Below are 19,195 nucleotides of genomic sequence, written 5' to 3' on the forward strand. Positions count from 1 at the left end.
CGCGACAGCGCGGCCCAAAGGGCTGGGTAATCTCCTACACAGGTGAGCGTGATCCCCTTTAGGAGCGGCCTCGCGCCGCGATGGGCTGCAAAGCAGCCCCCGGCAATCTCAAGCTTTGTTCAGTTTCCTGAGAAACACCGTCATCTCTTTCTCGGCCTGCTTGTCCCCATGCGCCTGCGCCGCCTCGATCCCCTCCTCCCAGGCCTTGCGCGCCCCAGCCACATCCCCCTGCAACTGATACGCCTTGCCCAGCAGCTTCCACGCCGCCGAATACTTCGGGTCCTGTTGCACGCAACTGGCCAGATGCAGCGCCGCTTCGGCGCCGTTGCCTTCGTCCAGCCAGGCTTTGCCCAGGCCGAAACGTAGCAGTGGGTTATCCACACCCTTGGCCAGCATCTTTTCCAGCGACTCGCGCATGGGGTTTCTCCTCAGAAGAAGCTCAGGCCGACGTGGAACAGCTTCTCCACATCGCGGATATGCTTTTTATCCACAACGAACAGGATCACATGGTCGCCTGACTCGATCAGCGTGTCGTCGTGGGCAATCAGCACCTCGTCCTCGCGGATGATCGCGCCAATGGTAGTGCCTGGCGGCAGGGCGATGTCCTCGATGGCCTTGCCCACCACTTTGCTCGACTTCGCGTCACCATGGGCCACTGCCTCGATGGCCTCGGCCGCACCGCGGCGCAGCGAGTGTACGCTGACGATATCACCGCGACGCACGTGGGCCAGCAAGGTGCCGATGGTGGCCAGCTGTGGGCTGATTGCGATGTCGATCTCGCCGCCCTGCACCAGGTCCACGTAGGCCGGGTTGTTGATGATGGTCATCACCTTGCGCGCACCCAGGCGCTTGGCCAGCAGCGATGACATGATGTTGGCCTCGTCGTCGTTGGTCAGGGCCAGGAAGATGTCGGCGTCGGCGATATTCTCTTCGAGCATCAGGTCCCGGTCCGAGGCGCTGCCCTGCAACACCACGGTGCTTTCGAGGGTGTCGGAAAGCTGGCGGCAGCGCGCCGGATTCATCTCGATGATCTTTACCTGGTAGCGGCTCTCGATGGCCTCGGCCAGGCGCTCGCCAATCTGTCCGCCACCGGCGATGACTACCCGCTTGTTGGTCTCGTCGATGCGCCGCAGTTCGCCCATCACGGCGCGGATATCCTTGCGCGCGGCAATGAAGAACACTTCGTCGTCGGCCTCTATCACCGTGTCGCCACGCGGCGTAATCGGTCGGTCGCGGCGGAAGATCGCCGCCACGCGGGTATCGACGTTCGGCATGTGGGCGCGGATCTGGCGCAGTTGCTGACCCACGAGCGGGCCGCCGTAGTAAGCCTTGACCGCCACCAGTTGAGCCTTGCCCTCGGCGAAGTCGATCACTTGCAGGGAGCCGGGGTGCTCGATCAGCCGCTTGATGTAGTTGGTCACCACCTGTTCGGGGCTGATCAGCACGTCCACAGGGATGTGGTCGTTGTCGAACAGCTCTTCGCGTGTGAGGTAGGCCGATTCGCGCACCCGGGCGATTTTGGTCGGGGTGTGGAACAGCGAATAGGCGACCTGGCAGGCCACCATGTTGGTCTCGTCGCTGTTGGTCACGGCCACCAGCATGTCGGCGTCGTCGGCCCCGGCCTGGCGCAGAACCGTCGGCAGTGAGCCGCGGCCTTGCACGGTGCGGATGTCCAGGCGATCGCCCAGGCCACGCAGACGGTCGCCATCGGTGTCGACCACGGTGATGTCGTTGGCCTCGCTGGCCAGGTGTTCTGCCAGCGTACCGCCCACCTGCCCTGCGCCGAGGATGATGATCTTCATCGGCTATTCCCTACCTTCTTGTTCTTATCCGCGCGAAGCGGCGATCTTGATCAGCTTGGCATAGTAGAAACCGTCGTGGCCGCCTTCCTGGGCCAGCAACTGGCGGCCATGCGGTTGGCGCAGGCCGGCGTCGGTGGCCAGGTCAAGCTCGCGGGCACCGGGGGTGCGGGCGAGAAACGCGTCGATCACTTCGGTGTTCTCCGTCGGCAGGCTCGAACAGGTGGCATACAGCAGCATGCCGCCCACTTCCAGGGTTGGCCACAGGGCATCGAGTAGTTCACCTTGCAATGCGGCCAGGGCCGGGATGTCCTCGGCCTGGCGGGTCAGCTTGATGTCCGGGTGACGACGAATAACCCCGGTGGCTGAACAGGGTGCGTCCAGCAAAATGCGTTGGAACGCCTTGCCATCCCACCAGCTGGCGGTGTCGCGGGCGTCGCAGGCGATCAGTTCGGCGTCCAGTTGCAGACGCTCGAGGTTCTCACGCACGCGTGTCAGGCGCTTGGCTTCCAGGTCGATGGCAACCAGATGCGCCAGGCCCGGTTCTGCTTCGAGCAAGTGGCACGTCTTGCCGCCAGGGGCACAGCAGGCGTCGAGCACGCGTTGGCCGGGAGCCAGTTCCAACAGGTCGGCAGACAGCTGCGCAGCTTCGTCCTGCACACTCACCCAGCCTTCTGCGAAGCCAGGCAGGCTGCGCACGTCGCAGGCTTCGGCGAGCACGATGCCGTCACGGCTGAACGAGCAGGCGCGGGCTTCGATAGCGGCCTCGGCCAGCAGCGCCAGGTAGGCGTCGCGGCTATGCTGGCGTCGGTTGACCCGCAGGATCATCGGCGGGTGGGCGTTGTTGGCCGCGCAAATGGCCTCCCATTGCTCGGGCCAGAAGGCCTTGAGAGACTTCTGCAGCCAACGTGGGTGGGCGGTGCGTACCACTGGGTCGCGCTGCATGTCGGCGAGCAGTGCTTCACCCTCGCGCTGGGCGCGGCGCAGCACGGCGTTGAGCAGGCCCTTGGCCCATGGCTTCTTCAGCTTGTCAGCGCAGCCGACGGTTTCGCCGATGGCCGCGTGCACGGGAATGCGGGTGTAGAACAACTGGTACAGACCCACCAGCAGCAACGCCTGAACATCGGCGTCAGCCGCTTTGAACGGCTTTTGCAGCAGTTGCGCGGCCAGCAGGTCCAGGCGCGGCTGCCAGCGGGCGGTGCCGAAGGCCAGGTCCTGGGTGAGGCCACGGTCGCGCTCATCGACCTTGTCCAGTTGCGCCGGCAATGAGCTGTTCAGCGAGGCCTTGCCGCTGAGCACAGCGGCAAGGGCACGGGCGGCGGCCAGGCGTGGGTTCATTGGCCGAGCACCTTGCCACTGGCGAACTTCTCGCGGCGGCTGTTGAACAGGTCGCTGAAGGCCAGGGCCTTGCCGCCAGGCAGTTGCAGACGGGTCAGGCTCAGGGCGCCCTCGCCACAGGCGACGACCAAGCCGTCCTTGCTGGCAGACAGGATCTCGCCCGGGGTGCCCTGGCCTGTGGACAAGTCGGCAGCCAGCACCTTCACGCTTTCACCGTCGAGGCTGCTATGGCACACCGGCCACGGGTTGAAGGCGCGCACCAGGCGCTCCAGCTCCACGGCCGGACGGCTCCAGTCGAGACGCGCTTCGTCCTTGTTCAGCTTGTGGGCGTAAGTGGCCAGAGCATCGTCCTGGACTTCGCCTTGCAGCGAACCCTCGGCAAGACCGGCGATGGCCTGTACCACGGCACTAGGGCCCATGGTCGCGAGGCGGTCGTGCAACGTGCCGCCGGTATCGTCGGCGTTGATCGGGGTGATCACCTTGAGCAACATGGGGCCGGTGTCCAGGCCCGCTTCCATGCGCATTACGGTTACGCCGCTCTCGGCGTCGCCGGCCTCCACGGCGCGCTGGATCGGCGCAGCACCGCGCCAACGCGGCAGCAGCGAGGCGTGGCTGTTGATGCAGCCCAGGCGCGGGATATCCAGCACCACCTGGGGCAGGATCAGGCCGTAGGCCACCACCACCATCAGGTCGGGCTTGAGTGCGGCAAGTTCGGCCTGAGCATCGACATTGCGCAGGGTCTGCGGCTGGTACACCGGGATGTCGTGGGCCACGGCCAGCGCCTTGACGGCGCTTGGCATGAGTTTCTGGCCACGTCCGGCGGGACGGTCCGGCTGGGTGTAGACGGCCACGATCTCGTACGGGCTGTCTAGCAGGGCCTTGAGGTGTTCGGCGGCAAACTCTGGAGTGCCTGCAAAGACGATGCGCATGGAGTTCTCGCTGCAAAAAGAAAAAGGCTTGCCGGAGCAAGCCTTTGGAAGGGGGCGATCAGGCTTGCTGGCGGTGCTGCTTTTCCAGCTTCTTCTTGATCCGGTCGCGTTTGAGTTGAGACAGGTAGTCGACGAACAGCTTGCCGTTCAGGTGATCGAACTCGTGCTGCACGCACACCGCCAACAGGCCTTCGCATTCCAGCTCGTAAGGCTTGCCGTCGCGGTCCTGGGCCTTGACCCGTACGCGCAGCGGGCGATCGACGTTCTCATAGAACCCCGGCACCGACAGGCAGCCTTCCTGGTACTGGCCCATGTCGTCGGTCAGTTCCTCGACCGTGGGGTTGATGAAGACGCGCGGTTCGCTGCGGTCTTCGCTCAGGTCCATGACCACCACCTGCTGGTGGACGTTCACCTGGGTGGCGGCCAGGCCAATGCCAGGAGCTTCGTACATGGTTTCGAACATGTCGTCGATCAGCTGGCGCAGGGCGTCGTCGAACACCGTGACCGGTTTGGCAATGGTGCGCAGGCGCGGATCGGGGAATTCGAGGATGTTCAAGATGGCCATAGGCGTCAGGCAGTCACTGTGCGGTCGGTTGAAAACTGAGCACACATAATAAAGGTAAACGCTTGGCAAGGCACCTGTGAAAGCTCGGCTAGGGTGTGAGAGGACCGTTCATAGCCCATTCGATGGACAGGTTTTCAAAGCGTTATCAACACAGTTATCCACAGCTTGTGCCGCAGGAGTGGCCGCTGTGCGATCAAGGAAGATGCCTATGCCAGCACACCATTCGTCGCCTTGCGCGCCAGCCGAACTGGAAGCGCGATTGCGTCTACATCGCCTGCCAGAAGTCGGTCTGCGGCGTTTCAACACCCTCATACACGCCTTCGGCAGTGCTTCGTCGGCCCTCAGCGCGCCGGCCAGCGCATGGCGTTCACTCGGTATACCGGCAGCCAGTATAGACGCCCGGCGCAGTGCGCAAGTGCGAGACGGTGCATTGGCTGCGATGGCCTGGATAGAGCGCCCGGGCCAGCATTTATTGATGTGGGACGGCCCTGGCTACCCACCTTTGCTGGGTGAAATCGACGATCTGCCACCCTTGTTGTTCGTGGCAGGCGACCCCTCATTACTGGAGCGTCCACAGTTGGCGATCGTTGGCAGCCGGCGTGCGTCACCCCCGGCACTGGACACCGCTGGCGCCTTCGCGCGACACCTCGCCCAGGCCGGCTTCACCATCACCAGCGGGCTCGCTCTGGGTGTGGATGGTGCCGCTCATCGGGGCGCCCTGAGCGCCGGTGGGCACACCATCGGGGTGCTCGGCACCGGCTTGCAAAAACTTTATCCACAGCGCCACCGTGACCTTGCGCGAGCGATGATCGACAGCGGCAGCGCGTTGGTTTCGGAGTACCCGCTCGATGCCGGGCCGCTGGCCGGCAACTTCCCTCGGCGTAACCGCATCATCAGCGGCATGTCCCTGGGTGTGCTGGTGGTCGAGGCGAGCCTGGCCAGCGGTTCGTTGATCACCGCCCGACTGGCAGCCGAGCAAGGGCGCGAGGTGTATGCGATTCCCGGGTCCATCCACCACCCCGGCGCCAAGGGCTGCCACCAGTTGATTCGTGACGGTGCACTGCTGGTCGAAAGCATCGAGCAGATCCTCGAAAGCCTGCGCGGCTGGCAGAACCTGCCAGCCGCGGCTGTGGACAACCCTGGCCATCCCCTGCTCGCGCTGTTGCACGCTGCCCCACAGACCAGCGAAGGCCTGGCTCACAGCAGTGGTCAGCCGCTGGCCCAGGTGCTGGCCAGCCTCACCGAACTGGAGCTTGAAGGGCGGGTCAGCAATGAAGGTGGACGTTGGTTTGCCAGGGCCGGCTAAGTACACTGCGCGCACGGTGTTTAAATGCGGAGAGACGCAAAATGGTGAGCAGTTTTCGTGTGCAACAAGCCGCACGTGAGATCCGGGCGGGCGCAGTCATCGCCTACCCAACGGAAGCGGTCTGGGGCCTGGGCTGCGACCCGTGGAACGAAGACGCGGTGTATCGCCTGTTGGCGCTAAAGTCGCGGCCTGTGGATAAAGGCCTGATTCTGGTCGCCGACAACATTCGCCAGTTCGATTTCTTGTTCGAGGACTTTCCCGAGGACTGGATCGAGCGCATGAGTGCTACCTGGCCAGGCCCCAACACCTGGCTGGTACCGCACCAGGACCTGTTGCCCGAGTGGGTGACTGGCCAGCACGACACCGTGGCGCTGCGGGTCAGCGATCACCCCCAGGTACGCGAGCTATGTGCATTGGTCGGGCCGCTGATCTCTACTTCCTGCAACCCCGGCGGGCGACCGGCGGCGAAAAGCCGCTTGCGGGTCGAGCAGTATTTCCATGGTCAGCTGGACATGGTGCTCGGCGGTGCGTTGGGCGGGCGCAAGAACCCGAGCTTGATTCGCAACCTGGCGACCGGTGAGGTTGTGCGACCGGGTTGATACTTATCCACAGTTCTGGACAGGGAGCGCTGAAAGGCGCGCCCTACAAGCTTTTACGTTTGTGCTTCAACCGGCTGACCGCCCCGAATGGGGATAAGAACAAGCCCAAAAAATAAAGGCCGCGTAAGCGGCCAAAGGGTAAGGATGCACTCGCCCGGATAACTTGAAACTCAGCCGGCGCACCAGCACAACCTCAGCTCAAAGAGCTACGCTTGCGAACCGGCTTGGTCAAGCTAGGAACCTTACTCTCGCAAACTCAAGGCAGCAAAACAGTCGACCCCACCGTGCGCCGCGCCGACAGCTCGCTCTGCGCCTTGGCCGCTTCGCTCAGCGGATACCGCTGCTGGATATCCACCACCAGCTTGCCACTGGCGATCATCGCGAACAGGTCATCGGCCATGGCCTGGGTGTTCTCGGCGTTGTTGGCGTAGGTCGCCAGCGTTGGCCGGGTGACGTACAGCGAGCCCTTCTGCGACAGGATGCCGAGGTTGACCCCAGTCACCGCGCCAGAGGCGTTGCCAAAGCTCACCATTAGCCCACGGGGTTTCAGGCAGTCTAGCGAGGTGAGCCAGGTATCGGCGCCAACGCCGTCATACACCACCGGGCATTTCTGGCCGTCGGTCAGTTCCAGCACACGCTTGGCGACGTCTTCACGGCTGTAGTCGATTGTGGCCCAGGCACCCAGCGCCTTGGCGCGCTCGGCTTTCTCGGGCGAGCTGACGGTACCGATCAGTTTCGCGCCGAGGGCCTTGGCCCACTGGCAGGCCAACGATCCGACGCCGCCGGCCGCTGCGTGGAACAGGATGAAGTCGCCCGGTTGCACCGCGTAGGTCTGCTTGAGCAGGTACTGGGTGGTCAGGCCCTTGAGCATCACCGCCGCTGCCTGCTCGAAGCTGATGCTGTCGGGCAGCTTGACCAGACTGGCCTCAGGCAGCGTGTGGACTTCGCTATAGGCGCCCAGCGGGCCGCCAGCGTGGGCCACACGGTCGCCCACCTTCAGACGGGTGACGCCCTCGCCCACCGCTTCGACGACCCCAGCGGCCTCGGTGCCCAGACCCGACGGCAGTGCGGGCGGTGCGTACAGCCCGCTGCGGAAATAGGTATCGATGAAGTTCAGGCCAATCGCATGGTTGCGCACACGCACCTGTTGCGGACCGGGTGGCGCCGGATCGAAGTCCACGAGCTGCAGTACTTCCGGGCCACCATGCTGGTTGAACTGGATTCGCTTGGCCATCACTCACTCCTGTCGTCGGCATTGGAAAGGCCTTCTATCGGACGCCTTTGCTTGATCGCCGTCAACTGCGGCGCGGGGTTTGCCGGTGGTATGCTGTGCGGCGAATTTTCCACGCTCCGTCCAGGTGATCCGATGACCAGCCGCACCGAGGCCGTAAAAGCCTACCTGCTCGACCTGCAAGACCGCATCTGTACAGCCCTCGAACACGAGGACGGCGGCGCCCGCTTCGTCGAGGACGCTTGGGTGCGTGAAGCGGGCGGCGGCGGGCGTACCCGGGTGATCGGTGACGGCAAGGTGATCGAGAAAGGCGGCGTGAACTTCAGTCACGTGTTCGGCGCAGGCCTGCCCCCTTCGGCCAGCGCGCACCGCCCGGAGCTGGCGGGGCGTGGTTTCGAGGCTCTGGGCGTGTCGCTGGTGATCCACCCGCACAACCCGCATGTGCCGACGTCCCACGCCAATGTGCGGTTCTTCATTGCCGAAAAAGAGGGTGAAGAGGCGGTGTGGTGGTTCGGCGGCGGCTTCGACCTGACCCCGTACTATGGCCATGAAGAGGACTGTGTGCACTGGCACCGCGTTGCCGAGCAGGCCTGCGCGCCGTTCGGCGCCGACGTGTACCCGCGCTACAAGGCCTGGTGCGATCGCTACTTCCACCTCAAGCACCGTGGCGAGCCGCGTGGCATTGGCGGGCTGTTCTTCGATGACCTGAACGAATGGGACTTCGACACCTGCTTCGCCTTCATCCGCGCCATCGGCGATGCCTATGTCGAGGCTTACCTGCCGATCGTCCAGCGCCGCAAAGATACCCCGTATACCCCGCAACAGCGCGAATTCCAGGAATACCGGCGCGGGCGCTACGTGGAATTCAACCTGGTCTATGACCGTGGCACCTTGTTCGGCTTGCAGTCCGGGGGGCGTACCGAGTCGATCCTGATGTCGCTGCCGCCGCAGGTCCGTTGGGGCTACGACTGGAAGGCCGAACCCGGCAGCGAGGAAGCGCGCCTGACTGAATACTTCCTGCAAGATCGCGACTGGCTGGCCCAGTAAGCCTGTGGATAACCAAGGAGTCGTCATGGACCAGTACGTCGTTTTCGGCAATCCCATTGGCCACAGCAAGTCGCCGTTGATCCACCGCTTGTTCGCCGAGCAGACCGGCGAGCAGCTTGAGTACGCCACGCTGCTGGCGCCGCTGGATGATTTCAGCGATTGTGCCCGGGGCTTCTTCAAGCAAGGCAGCGGTGCCAACGTCACCGTGCCGTTCAAGGAAGAGGCCTATCGCCTGTGTGACAGCCTCACCCCGCGGGCGCAGCGGGCAGGCGCTGTGAACACCCTGAGCAAGTTGGCCGACGGCACGCTGCAAGGCGACAACACCGATGGCGCGGGGCTGGTGCGCGACCTGACGGTGAACGCTGGGGTGTCGCTGGCCGGCAAGCGCATTCTGATTCTGGGTGCCGGCGGCGCGGTGCGCGGTGTGCTGGAGCCGATCCTGGCGCACCGACCGCAATCGCTGGTGATCGCCAACCGCACGGTGGAAAAAGCCGAGCAACTGGCGCGTGAGTTCGATGCCTTGGGGCCGGTGGTGGCCAGCGGGTTTGCCTGGTTGCAGGAACCGGTCGATGTGATCATCAACGCCACCTCGGCGAGCCTGTCCGGTGAGCTGCCGCCGATCGCCGACAGCTTGGTTGAGGCCGGGCGTACGGTGTGCTACGACATGATGTATGCCAAGACGCCTACGCCGTTTTGCGAATGGGCGACCCGGCTGGGTGCGGCCAAGGTGCTCGATGGGCTGGGGATGCTGGCCGAGCAGGCGGCTGAAGCGTTCTTCATCTGGCGCGGGGTGCGGCCTGAAACCGGGCCGGTGCTGGATGAGCTGCGCCGGCAGCTAGCGCGCGCCTAAGCAGACTTCTCAGGGCCGCTGTGCGGCCCTTCGCGAGCGGTCTCGATCAATCTGTAAAACGGATCGGGCAACCTTGCACCCCTTCCAGCTTCTGCAACTCTTCCACCACCTGCGCGCGTGCGCCCTGCAGCGTCAGGCTGCCGCCTTGGCGCATCAAGCGTCGCGCCTCGCGGTGCAGCATGTCCACGCCCGAGTAATCGATGAAGTTCACCTGCCGCGCATCGATCACCACATGTGGCCCCTCGCAACGCTGCAAACATACCTGCAAGTAATGTGCGGCGCCGAAGAAGATCGATCCACCCACGCGCAGCACATCCGCCTGCCCTTCCCGGCTCTGCTGCACCCGTGGCCGCGAGGTGCGCTTGAGGTAGAAGAACAGCGACGCCAGCACTCCGGCGTAGATCGCCGTTTGCAGCTCCAGTAGCAGGGTCGCGGCGGCGGTCAGTGCCATCACCACGAACTCCGAACGGCTGACCCGGAACAACGCGCGGATGCCGCGATGGTCGACCAGCCCCCAGCAGATCAGCAGGATGCTACCGGCCATCGCCGGGAGCGGCAGGTGGGCGATCAGCCCGGCGCCGACCAGCGCGAACAGCGCCACCCACAGTGCCGAGAACACCCCGGCCAGCGGAGAGCGTGCCCCGGCTTCCAAGCTAAGGCCCGAGCGGGTGAAGGACCCAGCGGACAGGTAGCCGGAAAAAAACGCCCCGGCGATATTCGACAGGCCCTGTGCGCGGATTTCCTGATCTGGATCGATCAGCTGTTCCGAACGCGCCGACAATGAGCGCGCGATCGACAGGCTCGTCACCAGCCCCAGCATACCCACCGCCACCGCGCTGGGCAGCAGGCGCAGTATCAGTTCCAGGTCCAGCAACGGCAGCGGGCTGAACGGCGGAAGCTGGCCGGTGAACGCCGCCACCCTGGGCACATGGCCGAAGTAACCCGGCAACAACCAGGCCCCCAGGCTTACCAGCAGCAAGCTGATCAACAGGCTCGGCCAGCGTGGACGCCAGAGCTTGAGGGCGACGCCGATCACCAGCGTGGCCAGGCCCAGCGCAAGCGACGGCAGGTCCACTTCGCCGACATGCCCGACCAGGTCCTGCACGGTTTTGAGCGCTGTGGCCTGGCTTGGCAGGTCCAGGCCCAGCAGATTGGGCAGTTGGCCAAGGGCGATGACGATCGCTGCGCCAAGGGTGAAGCCGAGCACTACCGAATGCGAGACGAAATTGACCAAGGCCCCGAAGCGCAGTAGCCCCAGCAGCAGTTGGAAGGCGCCGCCCAGCAAGGTCAGCAGCAGCACCAGCGTCACATAGTCGGCGCTGCCGGACACCGCCAGCGGGCTGATGCTGGCGTAGAGCACGATGGAGATGGCCGCCGTTGGCCCGCAGATCAGGTGCCAGGACGAGCCCCACAGGCAGGCGATCAGCACCGGCACGATGGCGGCGTACAGGCCGTATTCGGCGGGCAGGCCGGCGATCAGCGCGTAGGCGATCGATTGTGGCAGGGCCAGGATGGCGCCGCTCAGACCCACCAGCAGATCCTGGCGCAGGCTGCGGCCCGATTGACGGGGGAGCCAGGTGAGGAAGGGCAGCAGGTGGTCTAGACGTGGCATGGGTGTTCCTGGTTCGAGATCGCAGGCGAGGGCTCTGCCCTCGTTTCGCGGCACAAGGCCGCTCTCATAGAACTACACATAACTTGTTGATTTAGAAGGAATCTGTTGGAGCGGGCTTGCCCGCGAACACCGGCAAAGCCGGTGCCATCCACCGAGTCGCCTGCTTCGCGGGCAAGTCGGGGCGCCGAACCGCCGCTCCCACAGGGTACGCGGAGCGCTTGCGAAATCAGTTCTCTNTAATGCGCACACCTGTAGGAGGCCTAGCAGACGAAACTCAGATTTTGGCTTTTACTGCCGCTGTTGCATCGCCATCGGCCTTGGTCGTCACCCCGGCCAGCCAACCCTCCAGTACCTGTGGGTGCGCCTTGACCCAGGCCTTGGCCGCGTCGTCGAAACTCACTTTTTTATCCACAACCTCGGCCATGATGGCGTTTTCCATGTCCAGGGTGAACGTCAGGTTGCCCAGCAGCTTGGCGGCATTCGGGCAGGCTTGTGGATAACCCTTGCGGGTCAGGGTGTACACCTCACCCTGGCTGCCGAACCACTGCTCGCCGCCGGTCAGGTAGTGCATCTTCAGCTTCACGTTCATCGGGTGCGGGGTCCAGCCCAGGAACGTGATGAACTGCTGTTTCTTCACTGCCCGGTCCACCTGCGTCAGCATCGCCTGCTCACTGGACTCCACCAGCTTCCACTGGCCCAGCCCGAACTGATTGTTGTCGATGATCTCTTTCAACGATAGGTTGGCCGGCGCGCCGGAGCCGATACCGTAGAGCTTTTTGTCGAACTGTGCGGCGTATTTTTGTAGGTCGGCGAAGTCCTTCACCCCGGCGTCCCACACATAGTCCGGTACCGCGAGGGTGAATTCGGTACCCTTCAGATTGCGCGACAAGCGCTGCACATCGCCGGTGGCGACGAACTTGTCATGGAAGCCCTGCTGCGCCGGCATCCAGTTGCCGAGAAAAGCATCTACCCGGCCGTCTTTAAGGCCGCCATAGATGATCGGTACGGCGAGGCTGTCGACCTTCACCTGATAGCCCAGGCTTTCCAGAAGCAGGCGGGCTATGGCGTTGGTGCTGGCGATATCGCTCCAGCCGGGGTCGGCCAGCTTCACGGTGCTGCATTGCGCGTCGCTGTCGGCGGCATGGGCGGTGCCCAGGCCCAGGGCCAGGGCGATCACTGCGGTGGAGAACTTCTGCATGGCGGCCTCTCTGCTCAATCCAGGGGTGCGGGCTGTGGATAACGTGCCTTGCGCTCGAGGTCATCGAGATCGATATGGTTGCGCATGTACTGTTGGCTGGCGTCCACCAACGGTTGATGGTCCCAGCTTTTCAGCTTGCCGATGGCCAGTGCCTCGGCCACCAGGCGGCGGCGCCGTTGGCTTGCCAACACCTGCTGGCGCAGGCTGGGGATATCCCAGCGCTGGCGTGCCTCATCGACAAATGCCTGCAGCAGCGCCTGGTGGTCTGGGCTGCCGGTGAGGTTCTCCCGCTCGTGCGGGTCGCGGCTCAGGTCGAAGAGTAGGCATGGGTCGTCCTCGCTGTACACGAACTTGTAGGCGCCACGGCGGATCATCATCAGCGGGCCGAGCGTCCCCTCGGCCATGTACTCGCCAATCACCTCGTCATGCCCGCCCTGCCCTTGCATGTGACCGAGCAGCGAGCGGCCATCCAGGTGCAGTTGTTTATCCACAGCGCCGCCGGCCAGTTCCACCAGGGTGGGCAGCAGGTCGCAGGTGGACACGTTGGCGCTGACCCGCGCGGGTCTGAAGTGTTGCGGCGCGTGCACCAGCAGCGGCACCCGGGCCGACATCTCGAACCAGTGCATCTTGTACCAGAGCCCACGCTCGCCGAGCATGTCGCCGTGGTCGCCGGAGAACACGATCAGCGTATCGTCAGCCAGGCTGCATTCTTCGAGAGTGCGCAGCAACTGGCCGATGTTGTCGTCGATGTAGCTGCAGGCACCGAAGTAGGCGCGGCGGGCGTCGCGGATTTTATCCACAGGCAGGGCCTTGTCCCACAAGTCGTAGACCTTGAGCAGGCGTTTTGAATGCGGGTCTTGCTGGTGCTGGGGGATTTCGTCGCACGGTAGTGGAATATCCACAGCCTCGTACAAGTCCCAGTAGTGTTGGGGAATGCTGTACGGGTCATGGGGATGGGTCATCGACACGGTCAGGCAGAATGGCCGGTCATCGCCTTGGCGCACGTGGTCGTACAGGTACTGGCGAGCCTTGAACACCACCTCCTCGTCGAAATCCAGTTGGTTGGTGCGCACGCAGGGCCCGGCTTGCAGCACCGACGACATGTTGTGGTACCAGCTCGGGCGCACGTGTGGCTCATCCCAGCTCACCGCCCAGCCATAGTCGGCCGGGTAGATGTCGCTGGTCAGACGTTCTTCGTAGCCGTGCAACTGGTCGGGGCCGCAGAAGTGCATCTTGCCCGACAGCGCCGTGCGGTAGCCGAGGCGACGCAGGTAGTGGGCATAGGTGGGCACGTCGGCGGGAAAGTCGGCGGCATTGTCGTAGGCGCCGATGCGGCTTGGCAGTTGGCCGCTGACCAGGGTGAAGCGCGACGGCGCGCACAGGGGGCTGTTGCAGTAGGCGGCGTCAAATACTACCGCCTGCTCGGCAAGCCGGGCCAGATTAGGCATCTTGATCGGTGACGGGGCGTAGATCGGCAGCAGCGGCGCGGCCATCTGGTCGGCCATGATGAACAGGATGTTGGGTCGCTTCACTGGTGTGCCTTCCATCTTCGATTGTTATGGGGAGTGCTTGCAATCGAGCATGCTGCTGTGGATAAAGGCGGTAAAGCCCATGCCGGGCAATGAGTGGGATTAGCCCAGCTTATGTATGACCACCTCGCTGACTTGTCGCTCGACACCGTGCGCGTATTCGAAGCCGCCGCCCGCCTGCGTGGTTTCACCGCCGCTGCGCTCGAACTGGGCACCACACAGCCGGCGGTGAGCCAGCAGGTCAAGCGCCTGGAAGTGCAATTGGGTACCCGGCTGTTCGACCGCATCTACCGAGGCATCGAGCTGACCGAGGCAGGCCAGGTGCTGTTCGAGCAGGTGCAACAAGGCTTGCAGGCCCTGGACGAAGGGGTGGCGCAGGTCAGTGGGCGTGGCCAGCGCGAGGTATTGCAGGTGGCCACTGATTTCGCCTTCGCCGCGTTCTGGTTGATGCCCAGGCTGCAACGTTTTCACGCAGCCTATCCGCACGTGGATGTGAGTCTGGTGACCGGTGAGCGCAGCCAGGGCATGTTGCGCCCGGACATCGACGTGGCGGTGCTGTTCGGCGATGGGCGCTTTCACCAAGGTGAGCCCCGATGGCTGTTCGACGAAGAGGTGTTTCCCGTCTGCAGCCCGCGTCTGATCCGTGACAAACCCTTGTCAGCCGTGGCCTTGCAACGGTTGCCGTTGCTCCATCTGAAGGGCGAGCAGGCCAGCCGCTGGTTCGACTGGGCTGGGGTGTTTCGAGGGCTGGGTGTGGATAGCCCGCCGCCTGCCGGACAACTGCGGTTCGACAACTACACTCTGCTGATCCAGGCGGCAATCGCCGGACAAGGCGTGGCGATTGGCTGGGCACACCTGGTAGACGGCTTGGTTGAGCAAGGGCTGTTGTGCCGCCCGCTGGAGGGCAGTTTGCGCTCGACACGCGGGTATTACGCGGTGCTGCCGCCGCGTAAGCGGCGCGGGGCGTTGATCGAGCGGTTCGTGGATTGGCTGGAGCAGGAGCGTGGGTCGTAACTGGGGTTGCTGCGCAACCCACCGTCGGGACCGCGCCAGACTTTTCATGTGGGAGCGAGCTTGTCCGCGAAGCAGACAACGCCGATGCTAAGGCAAAACGCTGTCTAAACAGGAGCCACCGTGCAAAGGATCAAGGGTTACCACGCCCACGTGTACTACGACGCATCGACCATGGAGCAGGCCCGCGAGCTGTGCGAAGAGGCGACGCGGCTGTTTGGCGTGAGCATGGGGCGTATGCACCAGAAACCGGTCGGCCCGCACCCGGACTGGAGCTGTCAGCTGGCCTTCGGCCCGGAGTTGGTGGGCGTGGTGTTGCCGTGGCTGGCGCTGTATCGCAAAGGGCTGGTGGTGTTCTTGCACCCGCTGACGGGCGATGAGTTGGCCGATCACCGCGACCATGCGATCTGGATGGGCGCGGTCAGGCCGCTGGACCTGTCGATTTTTGCAGGTTAGGCCTACACCGGCCAGCCAGTTGCTTTGCGATGCTTCGCGGGCAAGCCCGCTTCCACAGAGGCGCGCCTAGCTTCAAGCTGGCGCTGCACGCGTGGGAGCGGGCTGGCGCTGCTAGCGCCGCGCGCCGCGCACACCTTCAGCCAGCGCCGAGCACAGGCTCAGCACGTCGTCGACAGCCTGGTCAGCGTCCTTGGCCTGGGCGATCTTGTCGACCAGCGCCGAACCCACCACCACGCCATCGGCCAGGCGCGCGATGGCCGCCGCTTGCTCGGGCGTACGGATACCAAAACCGACACTCACCGGCAGGTCGGTGTGGCGGCGCAGCCGGGTGATCGCTTCGGTTACCTGTTCGGTCGTTGCCGAGCCTGCACCGGTGACGCCTGCCACCGACACGTAGTAGACGAACCCGGAGCTACGCTCCAGCACACGCGGCAGTCGCGCGTCGTCAGTGGTCGGGGTGGTCAGACGGATGAAGTCGATACCAACGGCCTGGGCCGGGGTCGCCAGCTCGGCGTCGTGCTCCGGCGGCAGGTCGACGATGATCAGGCCATCGACGCCAGCGGCTTGCGCCTCGGCGACGAACGCTTGCACACCGAAACGGTGGATCGGGTTGTAGTAACCCATCAGCACGATCGGCGTGGTCTGGTTGTCGACGCGGAATTCACGCACCATTTTCAGGGTCTTGGCCAGCGTCTGGCCCGCTTCCAGGGCGCGCAGGGTGGCCAGTTGGATGGCCACGCCATCGGCCATCGGATCGGTGAAGGGCATGCCCAGCTCGATCACGTCGGCACCTGCGGCGGGCAGGCCCTTGAGCACGCGCAGCGAGGCGTCGTAGCCTGGGTCGCCGGCGGTGACGAAGGTGACCAGGGCCGCGCGGCCTTCGGCTTTCAGTTCGGCAAAGCGTTGTTCGAGACGGCTCATGCCTGTTTCTCCTGGGCGGCCATGTGGGTCATCACGGTTTGCATGTCCTTGTCGCCACGACCAGACAGGCAGATCACCATCAGGTGGTCCTTGGGCAGGGTCGGGGCGCGCTTGATCGCCTCGGCCAGGGCGTGGGCGCTTTCCAGCGCCGGGATGATGCCTTCGAGGCGGCAGCAGGTGTGGAAGGCGTCCAGGGCCTCGTCGTCGGTAATGCTGACGTACTCCACGCGCTTCACTTCATGCAGGTAGGCGTGTTCTGGGCCGATGCCGGGGTAGTCCAGGCCAGCGGAGATCGAATGCGCGTCGGTAATCTGGCCGTCGCCGTCTTGCAGCAGGTAGGTGCGATTGCCGTGCAGCACGCCAGGTACGCCACCGTTGAGGCTGGCCGCGTGCTTGTCGGTGCTCACGCCGTGGCCGCCGGCTTCGACGCCGATGATGCGCACGCTGGCGTCGTCGAGGAACTCATGGAACAGGCCCATGGCATTGGAGCCGCCGCCGACGCAGGCGATCAGGCTGTCGGGCAGCCGCCCTTCCTTCTCGTGCAACTGGGCGCGGGTTTCCTTGCCGATGATCGACTGGAAGTCGCGGACCATCGCCGGGTACGGGTGCGGGCCGGCCACGGTGCCGATCAGGTAGAAGGTGTCGTCGACGTTGGTGACCCAGTCGCGCAGGGCCTCGTTCATGGCGTCTTTCAGCGTGCCGGTGCCGGCGGTGACGGGCACGATCTCGGCGCCCAGCAGCTTCATGCGGAATACGTTGGCCTGTTGGCGCTCGATGTCGGTGGCGCCCATGTAGATCACGCAGGGCAGGCCGAAGCGCGCGGCCACGGTGGCGGTTGCGACACCGTGCATGCCGGCGCCGGTCTCGGCGATCAGGCGCTTCTTGCCCATGCGCTTGGCCAGCAGCACTTGGCCGATGCAGTTGTTCACCTTATGCGCGCCGGTGTGGTTGAGTTCTTCACGCTTGAAGAAGATCTTCGCGCCGCCGCAGTGTTCGGTCAGGCGTTCCGCGAAGTACAGCGGGTTGGGACGGCCAATGTAGTCGCGCTGGAAGTAGGCCAGTTCTTCGAGGAACGTAGGATCGGCCTTGGCAGCTTCGTACTCGCGGGCCAGGTCCAGCACCAGCGGCATCAGGGTTTCGGCCACGTAGCGGCCGCCGAACGCGCCGAACAGGCCGTTGGCATCTGGGCCGGCGCGATATTGGGTCTGGGTCATGGGACGCTCCATAGGCGGTGTAAGGGGTTGGTTGCGTGTTGGCTTCTTCGCGGGCAAGCCCGCTCCCACAGGATCGAGGTCATCCTCAGGTTTACACCTTCCCTGTGGGAGCGGGCTTGCCCGCGAAGAAACCAACACCGTCGATGGGCTTTACTCTAACTAGCGCACGCTGTCATGAAAACCGATAAGATTGCGCAAACCTGTCAGAAAAACTCACAAGTAAAATGGCCCACGACCTTCCCCCGCTCAACGCCTTGCGCGCCTTTGAGGCGACTGCCCGGCTCAACAGCGTCAGCCAAGCTGCCGAAGCGCTGCACGTGACCCATGGCGCGGTAAGCCGGCAGATCAAGGTCCTTGAAGAGCATCTGGGTGTGGCGCTGTTCGTCAAGGACGGGCGTGGCGTCAAACTCACAGATGCCGGTATTCGTCTGCGCGATGCCAGCTTCGAGGCGTTCGACCGCTTGCGCGGCGTCTGCGCCGAGCTATCGCGGGACGCGTTCGAGGCGCCCTTCGTGTTGGGCTGCTCTGGTAGCTTGCTGGCGCGCTGGTTCATACCCCGGCTCGGACGCTTGAAAGCCGACCTGCCAGAGTTGCGCCTGCACCTGTCAGCCGGCGAAGGCGACCTCGACCCGCGCCGCCCTGGCCTGGACGCGTTGCTGGTGTTCGCTGAGCCGCCGTGGCCGGCAGACATGCAGGTGCATGTGCTTGCCGAGGAACGTATCGGCCCAGTGCTGAGCCCGCACTTCGAAGGCTACGATCGTTTGAAAGCCGCGTCAGCCGAGGCATTGCAGCAAGAAGTGGTGCTTCATACCACGTCCCGGCCGCAAGCCTGGCCGACATGGGCAGAGCAGAATGGGTTGGCAGGCGATGTGCTCGAGTACGGCCAAACCTTCGAGCATCTGTACTACCTGTTGGAGGCAGCGGTCGCAGGCCTGGGGGTGGCCATCGCGCCACAGCCGCTGGTGGCGGACGACCTGAAGGCCGGGCGTTTGGCCGCGCCCTGGGGCTTTTCCCCTACCCGCGCGGCCTTGGCCCTGTGGGTGCCTCGGCGCGCTGCCGATGGGCGCGCAGAACGCCTGGCGCAGTGGCTGCGCCAGGCGCTTGCGCAGCAAGCTGGTTAGTTGCGGCGACACATCAGGTAGGCGGCCAACAGGCCTAGGGCGCCAACGGCCACACCTGCGGTGGTCCAGGGATGCTGCTGAGCATAGTCACGGGTGGCGATGCTGGTTTCGCGGGTGCGGGTCTTGACCTCTTCGTAGGCATCGCTGAGCAGGCTGCGCGAGTGCTTGAGGGCGTTCTCGGCATTGCCGCGCAGCGCCTTCATGGTTTTGTGGGACTCTTCCGAGGCGTCATGCTTGAGGTGCTCCAGTGCCTTGAGCAGGCTCTCGATCTCCGCTTCCATGCTTTCCAGCGAGGTCTTGCGCAGCGAGTTGTGGGCCATGGTGACTCTCCTTCGCAGTGAATGGGTGTAATGGTTGCGACTACACCGCCTGCCGAAAGTGCGATCGAACTTTGCAGGGCCAAGTGTGCTCGCAGGTAAACCAGGCCTGCGCTGCTAGGCTCAACTGACGGTTCACGCAAAAGGAGAGC

Annotated in this window: 19 protein-coding genes; 7 read left to right on the forward strand and 12 right to left on the reverse strand. The window is 64.3% G+C overall.

Going from position 1 to position 19,195, the window contains the following annotated elements:
- Window positions 1-108: 108 nt before the first annotated feature.
- Genes FEM01_RS22630 through def form a run of 5 tightly spaced genes read right to left on the reverse strand, consistent with a single transcriptional unit; the run spans window position 109 to window position 4,631 of the window.
- Window positions 109-417: a tetratricopeptide repeat protein gene (locus tag FEM01_RS22630; RefSeq protein ID WP_138221675.1), complete on the reverse strand. Its 309-nt coding sequence runs from the start codon at window positions 415-417 to the stop codon at window positions 109-111.
- Window positions 418-428: 11 nt separating this feature from the next.
- Window positions 429-1,802, reverse strand: a complete 1,374-nt coding sequence (gene trkA / locus FEM01_RS22635) for a Trk system potassium transporter TrkA (RefSeq protein WP_138221676.1) — start codon at window positions 1,800-1,802, stop codon at window positions 429-431.
- 24 nt (window positions 1,803-1,826) lie between these two features.
- Window positions 1,827-3,137 (reverse strand): 16S rRNA (cytosine(967)-C(5))-methyltransferase RsmB, encoded by a 1,311-nt coding sequence (rsmB, locus tag FEM01_RS22640; RefSeq protein ID WP_138221677.1) that lies wholly within the window; start codon window positions 3,135-3,137, stop codon window positions 1,827-1,829.
- Entirely contained in the window at window positions 3,134-4,066 is a 933-nt protein-coding gene (gene fmt, locus FEM01_RS22645; protein WP_138221678.1) for a methionyl-tRNA formyltransferase, read from the reverse strand. The genes rsmB and fmt overlap by 4 nt, the downstream gene beginning before the upstream one ends.
- Window positions 4,067-4,124: 58 nt before the next feature.
- Window positions 4,125-4,631: a peptide deformylase gene (gene def, locus FEM01_RS22650; protein WP_138221679.1), complete on the reverse strand. Its 507-nt coding sequence runs from the start codon at window positions 4,629-4,631 to the stop codon at window positions 4,125-4,127.
- A gap of 208 nt (window positions 4,632-4,839) precedes the next feature.
- On the opposite strand from def, the gene dprA reads away from it, so the two are divergent.
- Together dprA and FEM01_RS22660 are read left to right on the forward strand one after the other, a co-directional pair.
- A complete protein-coding gene (gene dprA / locus FEM01_RS22655; protein WP_138221680.1) occupies window positions 4,840-5,937 on the forward strand; it encodes a DNA-processing protein DprA in 1,098 nt (365 codons plus the stop codon).
- Between the two features lie 41 nt (window positions 5,938-5,978).
- On the forward strand, window positions 5,979-6,536 hold the full coding sequence (locus FEM01_RS22660) for an L-threonylcarbamoyladenylate synthase (RefSeq protein WP_138221681.1): 558 nt from the start codon (window positions 5,979-5,981) through the stop codon (window positions 6,534-6,536).
- A 256-nt stretch (window positions 6,537-6,792) separates the two neighbouring features.
- On the opposite strand, the gene FEM01_RS22665 is transcribed toward FEM01_RS22660, so the two are convergent.
- A complete protein-coding gene (locus tag FEM01_RS22665; protein WP_138221682.1) occupies window positions 6,793-7,770 on the reverse strand; it encodes an NADPH:quinone reductase in 978 nt (325 codons plus the stop codon).
- A 132-nt stretch (window positions 7,771-7,902) separates the two neighbouring features.
- Here FEM01_RS22665 and hemF point away from each other — a divergent pair, with 132 nt between their 5' ends.
- Window positions 7,903-8,814, forward strand: a complete 912-nt coding sequence (gene hemF / locus FEM01_RS22670) for an oxygen-dependent coproporphyrinogen oxidase (RefSeq protein WP_138221683.1) — start codon at window positions 7,903-7,905, stop codon at window positions 8,812-8,814.
- A 25-nt stretch (window positions 8,815-8,839) separates the two neighbouring features.
- Window positions 8,840-9,664, forward strand: a complete 825-nt coding sequence (aroE, locus tag FEM01_RS22675; RefSeq protein ID WP_138221684.1) for a shikimate dehydrogenase — start codon at window positions 8,840-8,842, stop codon at window positions 9,662-9,664.
- A 46-nt stretch (window positions 9,665-9,710) separates the two neighbouring features.
- On the opposite strand, the gene FEM01_RS22680 is transcribed toward aroE, so the two are convergent.
- From FEM01_RS22680 to betC, 3 genes are all read right to left on the reverse strand, one after another.
- Window positions 9,711-11,276, reverse strand: coding sequence for a SulP family inorganic anion transporter (locus FEM01_RS22680; protein WP_138221685.1), 1,566 nt, complete (start codon window positions 11,274-11,276; stop codon window positions 9,711-9,713).
- A 274-nt stretch (window positions 11,277-11,550) separates the two neighbouring features.
- A complete protein-coding gene (gene choX / locus FEM01_RS22685) occupies window positions 11,551-12,474 on the reverse strand; it encodes a choline ABC transporter substrate-binding protein (protein ID WP_138221686.1) in 924 nt (307 codons plus the stop codon).
- 14 nt (window positions 12,475-12,488) lie between these two features.
- The gene (gene betC / locus FEM01_RS22690) at window positions 12,489-14,021 is read right to left on the reverse strand and encodes a choline-sulfatase (protein ID WP_171031015.1); all 1,533 of its coding nucleotides are present in this window, start codon (window positions 14,019-14,021) and stop codon (window positions 12,489-12,491) included.
- Between the two features lie 96 nt (window positions 14,022-14,117).
- On the opposite strand from betC, the gene FEM01_RS22695 reads away from it, so the two are divergent.
- Entirely contained in the window at window positions 14,118-15,017 is a 900-nt protein-coding gene (locus FEM01_RS22695; protein WP_138221688.1) for a choline sulfate utilization transcriptional regulator, read from the forward strand.
- 120 nt (window positions 15,018-15,137) lie between these two features.
- Complete coding sequence (locus tag FEM01_RS22700; protein ID WP_138221689.1) at window positions 15,138-15,470, forward strand: DOPA 4,5-dioxygenase family protein; 333 nt, start codon at window positions 15,138-15,140, stop codon at window positions 15,468-15,470.
- A gap of 111 nt (window positions 15,471-15,581) precedes the next feature.
- Here the strand turns inward: FEM01_RS22700 and trpA are convergent, their stop codons facing one another.
- Together trpA and trpB are read right to left on the reverse strand one after the other, a co-directional pair.
- Entirely contained in the window at window positions 15,582-16,391 is an 810-nt protein-coding gene (gene trpA, locus FEM01_RS22705; protein WP_138221690.1) for a tryptophan synthase subunit alpha, read from the reverse strand.
- Window positions 16,388-17,605: a tryptophan synthase subunit beta gene (gene trpB, locus FEM01_RS22710; protein WP_138221691.1), complete on the reverse strand. Its 1,218-nt coding sequence runs from the start codon at window positions 17,603-17,605 to the stop codon at window positions 16,388-16,390. Before trpB ends, trpA begins: the two co-directional genes overlap by 4 nt.
- A 224-nt stretch (window positions 17,606-17,829) precedes the next feature.
- Here trpB and FEM01_RS22715 point away from each other — a divergent pair, with 224 nt between their 5' ends.
- Window positions 17,830-18,726, forward strand: coding sequence for a LysR family transcriptional regulator (locus FEM01_RS22715; protein WP_138221692.1), 897 nt, complete (start codon window positions 17,830-17,832; stop codon window positions 18,724-18,726).
- On the opposite strand, the gene FEM01_RS22720 is transcribed toward FEM01_RS22715, so the two are convergent.
- A complete protein-coding gene (locus FEM01_RS22720) occupies window positions 18,723-19,046 on the reverse strand; it encodes a DUF883 family protein (RefSeq protein ID WP_138221693.1) in 324 nt (107 codons plus the stop codon). The genes FEM01_RS22715 and FEM01_RS22720 overlap by 4 nt on opposite strands.
- Between the last annotated feature and the right edge of the window lie 149 nt (window positions 19,047-19,195).

This window comes from Pseudomonas mosselii, from assembly GCF_005796105.1.
GTDB classification, from domain to species: Bacteria; Pseudomonadota; Gammaproteobacteria; order Pseudomonadales; family Pseudomonadaceae; genus Aquipseudomonas; species Aquipseudomonas mosselii_C.

Bases quoted from the DNA above. Each gene is read 5' to 3' on its own strand.
- FEM01_RS22630 (WP_138221675.1), bottom strand. From the start codon at position 417: ATGCGCGAGTCGCTGGAAAAGATGCTGGCCAAGGGTGTGGATAACCCA.
- trkA (WP_138221676.1), bottom strand. From the start codon at position 1,802: ATGAAGATCATCATCCTCGGCGCAGGGCAGGTGGGCGGTACGCTGGCA.
- rsmB (WP_138221677.1), bottom strand. From the start codon at position 3,137: ATGAACCCACGCCTGGCCGCCGCCCGTGCCCTTGCCGCTGTGCTCAGC.
- fmt (WP_138221678.1), bottom strand. From the start codon at position 4,066: ATGCGCATCGTCTTTGCAGGCACTCCAGAGTTTGCCGCCGAACACCTC.
- def (WP_138221679.1), bottom strand. From the start codon at position 4,631: ATGGCCATCTTGAACATCCTCGAATTCCCCGATCCGCGCCTGCGCACC.
- dprA (WP_138221680.1), top strand. From the start codon at position 4,840: ATGCCAGCACACCATTCGTCGCCTTGCGCGCCAGCCGAACTGGAAGCG.
- FEM01_RS22660 (WP_138221681.1), top strand. From the start codon at position 5,979: ATGGTGAGCAGTTTTCGTGTGCAACAAGCCGCACGTGAGATCCGGGCG.
- FEM01_RS22665 (WP_138221682.1), bottom strand. From the start codon at position 7,770: ATGGCCAAGCGAATCCAGTTCAACCAGCATGGTGGCCCGGAAGTACTG.
- hemF (WP_138221683.1), top strand. From the start codon at position 7,903: ATGACCAGCCGCACCGAGGCCGTAAAAGCCTACCTGCTCGACCTGCAA.
- aroE (WP_138221684.1), top strand. From the start codon at position 8,840: ATGGACCAGTACGTCGTTTTCGGCAATCCCATTGGCCACAGCAAGTCG.
- FEM01_RS22680 (WP_138221685.1), bottom strand. From the start codon at position 11,276: ATGCCACGTCTAGACCACCTGCTGCCCTTCCTCACCTGGCTCCCCCGT.
- choX (WP_138221686.1), bottom strand. From the start codon at position 12,474: ATGCAGAAGTTCTCCACCGCAGTGATCGCCCTGGCCCTGGGCCTGGGC.
- betC (WP_171031015.1), bottom strand. From the start codon at position 14,021: ATGGAAGGCACACCAGTGAAGCGACCCAACATCCTGTTCATCATGGCC.
- FEM01_RS22695 (WP_138221688.1), top strand. From the start codon at position 14,118: ATGTATGACCACCTCGCTGACTTGTCGCTCGACACCGTGCGCGTATTC.
- trpA (WP_138221690.1), bottom strand. From the start codon at position 16,391: ATGAGCCGTCTCGAACAACGCTTTGCCGAACTGAAAGCCGAAGGCCGC.
- trpB (WP_138221691.1), bottom strand. From the start codon at position 17,605: ATGACCCAGACCCAATATCGCGCCGGCCCAGATGCCAACGGCCTGTTC.
- FEM01_RS22715 (WP_138221692.1), top strand. From the start codon at position 17,830: ATGGCCCACGACCTTCCCCCGCTCAACGCCTTGCGCGCCTTTGAGGCG.
- FEM01_RS22720 (WP_138221693.1), bottom strand. From the start codon at position 19,046: ATGGCCCACAACTCGCTGCGCAAGACCTCGCTGGAAAGCATGGAAGCG.